Raw genomic sequence first — 5,423 nt, 5'->3', positions numbered from 1 at the left:
AAAGGGGCGTCCTGGCATGACCCATGACCTCAAAGGGGACTCCTTTAGTTTGGCGCAACTTCATATTTAATTGGTATTACAGCCTCGATCGCGTCCTTCATAAACCGTCAGTACACTATATTCAAGACAGGGCTATAGGGAGCGTCGATCATGACCGTTAGTAAAAGCCATGCCTACTTCACACCCGAAGATTATTTAGAGATTGAGCGCATTAGTCCCATCAAACACGAATACCTCCAGGGACAACTGGTGGCAATGGCAGGTGCCAGTAAAGCCCATGTCATTATTACAGGCAACCTCTCCGCCCTCCTCGTCAATCACCTACGCGGCACAGGCTGTCTTCCCTACACGTCCGACATGAAAGTGCGCCTGCCCACCCTCAACCTTTTTTACTACCCCGATCTGGTAGTGACCTGTGACGATCGCGACCGTCGCTCCGACGAAGACTTTATCCTCCATCCCAAACTCATCATTGAAGTCCTATCCGACTCCACAGAAGCCTTTGACCGGGGCGACAAGTTCGCTGATTACAAGTCAATCTCAGAATTTACCGAGTATGTTCTGATTCACCAAAAGCAAGTCTTAGTCGAGCGGTTTCAGCGTAAATCCGATAATTTGTGGATGCCCCAGGTTTATCGAGCCGGAGACACGATCGAATTTGCCAACATTGGCTTCACGTGCGCGATCGAAGCCCTCTATGAAAACATCGCCCAGCTTTTGTAGGACTTGAGAAGGATTTTAGGCACGACAGCCGTGTTGAGGCGATCGCCCATCTCAGCCAGTCTTCTTGATTCTCTCTTGATACTTCACCATCGCCGTGAAACGCATCCCACAGTGATGACATTTCCCATCCGTCTACAATGCCGGAGTCTGAAAAGGCTTCTTGCAACTGGGGCACCGCTCCAGCAGACGCAGCGGATGATGGGGACAAACCGCAGCAATATCCTTGTGCTGCCACGCCATGCGATGACAGGGCACCTCAGCATAACAAGCCCCACAGAGTCGAATCGGGCGCGGTTGCAGGGTCATCCCTCGGCTCGGCAACATCGCTTGCAACAGTCCAGTATCGAGTCCAATTAAGCGGTGACAACAATTTGGTTTGTTGCTCCTACCTGTTCAAATTCTGAATCACCTCACATTTCCTTCTGATACCGCTTCATCCCCGTAAACTGTGTTTGACAGTTATGGCAATGCCCCTCAACCCACAGTGCCGGAATCTTAAAACGCTTGCCACAGCTGGGACATTCCGAGAGTAGGCGGAGTTGATGGCGATCGCACCCTCTCGTATCCTTAAACTGCCATTCCAAGCGGTGATATGGCTTCTCCTCATAGCAAGCAGTACAAACTCGTATGGGTTCATGCTTCATCGCTACACCCTGTGGCGGCAGTAGCAGTCTGAGTTGCTCAACCTCTAGCTGCACCACTTGAGCTAACGCTTCTAATTGTTTCTGACTGGGTGGCGGAATGAAGCGAAACTTCTCCCAGCGAGCCAGTACACCGCCCAAACCTGTCTTTTGCCCTAATTCACTTGATGAGGCGTAATTTGCCCGACGAAATCGACCGAGAAAGTGGCTTAAACTTTCACCCTTATAAGGTTCGATAGGAAAAATCCAAGATGGAATCTCTAAACAAGAGTTCATACGTATTCTTCCGCTACTTGCTTCAAAATCGATTTGTCAATATACGTCAATCGGTTCTGTAAGCATCGCACTGCTGCTTTTCGCAGAATCATATCAATTAACACGAGACGATAATCATGCTCAGGCGTAAGGGAGGCGTCTTGAAGAATGTTTAGATTTGGGCTTTTGTTAAGATTAGATTCGTCTGGAAGAGCAATGACATCTTTCTCCCACACCCAAATGACTTCTTCCACTTCTTGAGATGTGATGTGATGCATCTGGTAATGCAAATGAAATTGACCGCTAAGTTTCTCATCTTTACGAAGAATTGGGGTTAATCTTCGTTGAACTCCCACTAGAATTACAGCAATATTTAGCTCATGAGCAATAGCCCGAATATCAGCAATGTTTTTCGTTGTTAAGCGATCAGCATTATCAACAAGCAGCATTTCAGTTTTCTGCTCGTGCAAGAGCTGGAAGACCAGATTACGGGCATCTTGGGTCGTCCTTTCGAGTGAGTTGTGTTTATAATAAGACGCAATATGTCTAAACAGCTGTCTTGAGGGGCAAGTTCCCGGAAAAGCGATATAAGCAATAGGAGTAGAAAGCTTTTCACTAGAAGGATTAGCTTTTCTGTACAAGTTCAGATAGCTAATACAAGCCATCGTTTTACCCATTCCGGCTCCACCAATTATTTGTCCACACTGCCTCAAGCCGCGTCTGCTATTAAGCCATTCATGAACTTGTTTAACCTGCTTCAAAACGACAATACGGTTCTGCTTTAGGCGCTCAATGTGAACTTGGTATGCCCTCTCATTCAGCATCAATCGACTCCTTCTAAATATTTGCAATCAAAATCCTAATTTCAACAAAGTCAACTGTATTCCTCAGCTACCTGAGCCAAAATCGCTTTGTCGATATACATAAATCTGGCCTCTAGAGATCGAATAGCGGCTTCGCGTAAGACCATGTCGATGAGACCAATGTAGTAACCACGTTGAGCAGCACCAACCGCAGGCCGAATAATTTTTAGCATTGGTTCGTTGGTCAAATGTGATGGAACAGGGAGGGCAATGATGTCTCGCTCCCAAACTCCCACGATTTGTTTGAGTTGGCTCCCTTGAATTGTGCCCATGCGATGGTTAGAGCGGAAGCGATTATAAACCTGCTCATCCGCTTGAACAGCAGGGTCTAAGCGCTTCTTCGTCCCAATTAAGATCACAGCAATCTTCAACTCGTCGAAAATATCCCGCACGTCAGCAAAGGTATTCTTTCTCAGTCGATCAGCTTCGTCAATAAACAGAACTTCTGTTTGACTTTGACGCAAAACCTTTAAAGCGAGGCTGCGAATATCGCCAACAGTACCTCTTGGCAAGTCAAAATTATAAGCCTCTAAAGTTTGTCGGAATAATTCTCTCGATGTGCACTCCTGCTTAGGGAGAATATAGCTCACAGGAATGATAGGCGTTTTGCCAGAGAAATCGGGTTGTCCCCGGCGCTTTAAGTAGGCATCGCAAGCTTTGGTTTTGCCAGTTCTAGATTCACCTGTGATGCGACCACACTGGCGCGAACTGCGCTTGCGATCGAGCCATTGGTGCAGCAATTTCACCTGTTCAAGGGCCACCATTGTTTCTTTTCGCAAGCGCTCAATGTGGGTTTGAGCATCGTAGTTGTAAGCATCTTCCATGTTTCGTACTCCACTTAGTCCTCGTCAAAGTCCCAAATTTCAAACCGGGGAATCTCAAGCTCCTGCTCCGGTGGCAGCACCGATGAAGGCTGAGCGGCATCAGGCTCGATAGTCTTGGCTAAGCTGGATAATCGCGGTAGTGTTGCCTGTTCCTCCTTCTGGCGATCGCGACGACTCTTTTTCTTCTGGTCTAAGAACGCTTCGCGATCGCGCATTTCATCCAGCATTGACTGGTTATCCACCGCTTTTCCAGTTTCTCGAATACTGCGACTAATGTTCTTTGCTTCTTCCCAGGACAGTTGCTCAGTTTCTAAGTCTTGAGCGTGGGCAGGGGCAAGGAAAACTTCTTTGGCAAGGGCTATTGTGCCCTGAGTGTCAGGTACAGTTTCTCGGCGATAGACCAACACGGTTGTAATGTCTCGTGGTTCGTAGCGCAGTACCACGGTCTCACCTGCATAAGAAGCCAAGTCATCACTTTGATACGTCAAGTTCTCAAACTGAACGTAGCCACCCCGATAGATCGATCGTCGAGTCTGTTTCATCAAGCAAATGTCTAGCTCACGTTCTGGAATGACTAGTGGCTTTCTCAGTAAGCCAGCATCCCAACGTTCGGCTCGCGTTTGGTTGCCCATGCGGGCATCCAGTCCCTTGTTATAGCGATTCACCAGGTACGCTACAAAAAGCTGATCGAGTTCTCGCAAGGTCAAACACGCATCTTTTTCAGCAGTTTCGGGACGTTCCTGAACATTCGATCCGGTGTAGCCCGGTAGCGTTGCAAAGAATTCCGTATTGAAGGTGCCAAAGGGTCGCTCGACGATACCACCTTCGGAGGGACGATCGCGCAAGTGGCAGGTGAACCCAAGTTGCACGCCGATTTGTTCCAGGTGCTTGGAACGAAAATCTTTACCACCATCGGTAAAAAAGTGTTCTGGTTTTCCATAAGCAGCCCAATCAGCATAGAGTTTGTAAGCTGCACCGTACTGCTTTGGCAAGATCGCGTGACGCAGTGCCAGCGCCACCACTTTAGAACTGGGGGCATCAAAGCCCAGATTGAAGCCAACGATGCAGCGGGAATAGATCTATGACCGTGGTGAGCCAGGGACGGTTGAGTAAGGCACCGTGCTGGTCAACCAGCAGAATATCAGCACGGGTGTGATCACACTGCCAGACCTGGTTGCTGTATTCAACAGCCAGTTCTTCGCCATCGCGTGTTTTAAGCGCAAGTCTGGAACCACGCCAGCCAATATTGCGGATAGAGTCCTTTTGCTGCTGACGTTCGATGAGGGGAGCCAGCACTCGATAGACCGTCATGTGGCTGGGGTAGCTGGTTAAACCATCCGCCTTGGCTTTGGTTTTGACCTTGATCGCGACTTGTGCAGGCGTACACTTGCCTTTGCCGTAAGCACCGATGATGAATTTCTGCCACTCTTCACTAATCCGATAGGCACCTTTATCGCTGCGCCCCTCTTGAGCAAGGGCCGCTAGGCCCTCTTCCTCCCACATCTTTACCAATCGTTGAACGGTGCGAACCGAGCAGTCTAGCTTTTCAGCAGCTGACCTGAGATTTTGACCGTAGGTTACTTTGTCGCACGGCTCAATCAGTTTTTGAATGACCTGCAACTTGAGGTTTGCTTCAGCAGAAACCAGTTCAGTAATAATGGCGTTGGCTGCTTCAGGGACAGTCGATGAGTCAGCACTGCGGGTATCCATAATTTAGTACAAACGAACTAATTCGCCGCAGCATATCATTTGCTCTGGTGGTAGTCAATCTGTTAAGCGAAATTCAAAATGTGGTTGGAGTATAGGGCAGGAATATGGCTTCTGTGAGTTAATCGCCTCTCTACCAGGCTCCAGACTCACAGGGCTGAAATAGCCGATCTCGCCTCACCAGCGCATCCTTTCACGATGAAGAAGCCATACGGAAAGTGGCACTAACACCTTCTTCAAGGACTCCAAAGCCACAGCCCGAAGCCTGGAGAGCGTGAATTCTTTTCGCGAAAGCTCCTGACGCTGTTTATTCTGATAGAAGGATTTTCAGTAATACCAATTCCTCAAGTTTGGGCTACAGATGGTATAAAGTAGCTGTTGGGTTCAAGCCGCAGACATGGCAGGCGTTT

General features: G+C 48.4%; 7 protein-coding genes. 2 read left to right on the top strand and 5 right to left on the bottom strand.

The window, feature by feature from the left end; all coding sequences use genetic code 11:
• Positions 1-150: 150 nt before the first annotated feature.
• The gene (locus C7B82_RS07575; protein ID WP_106255696.1) at positions 151-723 is read left to right on the top strand and encodes a Uma2 family endonuclease; all 573 of its coding nucleotides are present in this window, start codon (positions 151-153) and stop codon (positions 721-723) included.
• A gap of 3 nt (positions 724-726) precedes the next feature.
• Positions 727-1,080: a hypothetical protein gene (locus C7B82_RS31380; protein ID WP_146141084.1), complete on the top strand. Its 354-nt coding sequence runs from the start codon at positions 727-729 to the stop codon at positions 1,078-1,080.
• Positions 1,081-1,133: 53 nt separating this feature from the next.
• Here C7B82_RS31380 and C7B82_RS07570 read toward each other — a convergent pair whose 3' ends face one another.
• Genes C7B82_RS07570 through C7B82_RS35040 form a run of 5 tightly spaced genes read right to left on the bottom strand, consistent with a single transcriptional unit; the run spans position 1,134 to position 5,016 of the window.
• A complete protein-coding gene (locus C7B82_RS07570) occupies positions 1,134-1,640 on the bottom strand; it encodes a TniQ family protein (protein WP_106255695.1) in 507 nt (168 codons plus the stop codon).
• Entirely contained in the window at positions 1,637-2,443 is an 807-nt protein-coding gene (locus C7B82_RS07565; RefSeq protein ID WP_106255694.1) for a TniB family NTP-binding protein, read from the bottom strand. The genes C7B82_RS07570 and C7B82_RS07565 overlap by 4 nt, the downstream gene beginning before the upstream one ends.
• 50 nt (positions 2,444-2,493) lie before the next feature.
• Positions 2,494-3,306, bottom strand: coding sequence for a TniB family NTP-binding protein (locus C7B82_RS07560; RefSeq protein WP_106255693.1), 813 nt, complete (start codon positions 3,304-3,306; stop codon positions 2,494-2,496).
• 14 nt (positions 3,307-3,320) lie between these two features.
• Positions 3,321-4,325 carry a Mu transposase C-terminal domain-containing protein gene (locus tag C7B82_RS35045; protein WP_219904121.1) on the bottom strand — a complete coding sequence of 335 codons (1,005 nt, stop codon included), beginning with the start codon at positions 4,323-4,325 and terminating at the stop codon, positions 3,321-3,323.
• 19 nt (positions 4,326-4,344) lie between these two features.
• Positions 4,345-5,016, bottom strand: a complete 672-nt coding sequence (locus C7B82_RS35040; protein ID WP_219904119.1) for a helix-turn-helix domain-containing protein — start codon at positions 5,014-5,016, stop codon at positions 4,345-4,347.
• Between the last annotated feature and the right edge of the window lie 407 nt (positions 5,017-5,423).

It is taken from the genome of Stenomitos frigidus ULC18 (assembly GCF_003003795.1).
Lineage (GTDB): Bacteria > Cyanobacteriota > Cyanobacteriia > Leptolyngbyales > Leptolyngbyaceae > Stenomitos > Stenomitos frigidus_A.
The sequence above is the reverse complement of the archived record's forward strand: the minus strand, read 5'-3'. Positions and strand labels throughout refer to the sequence as shown.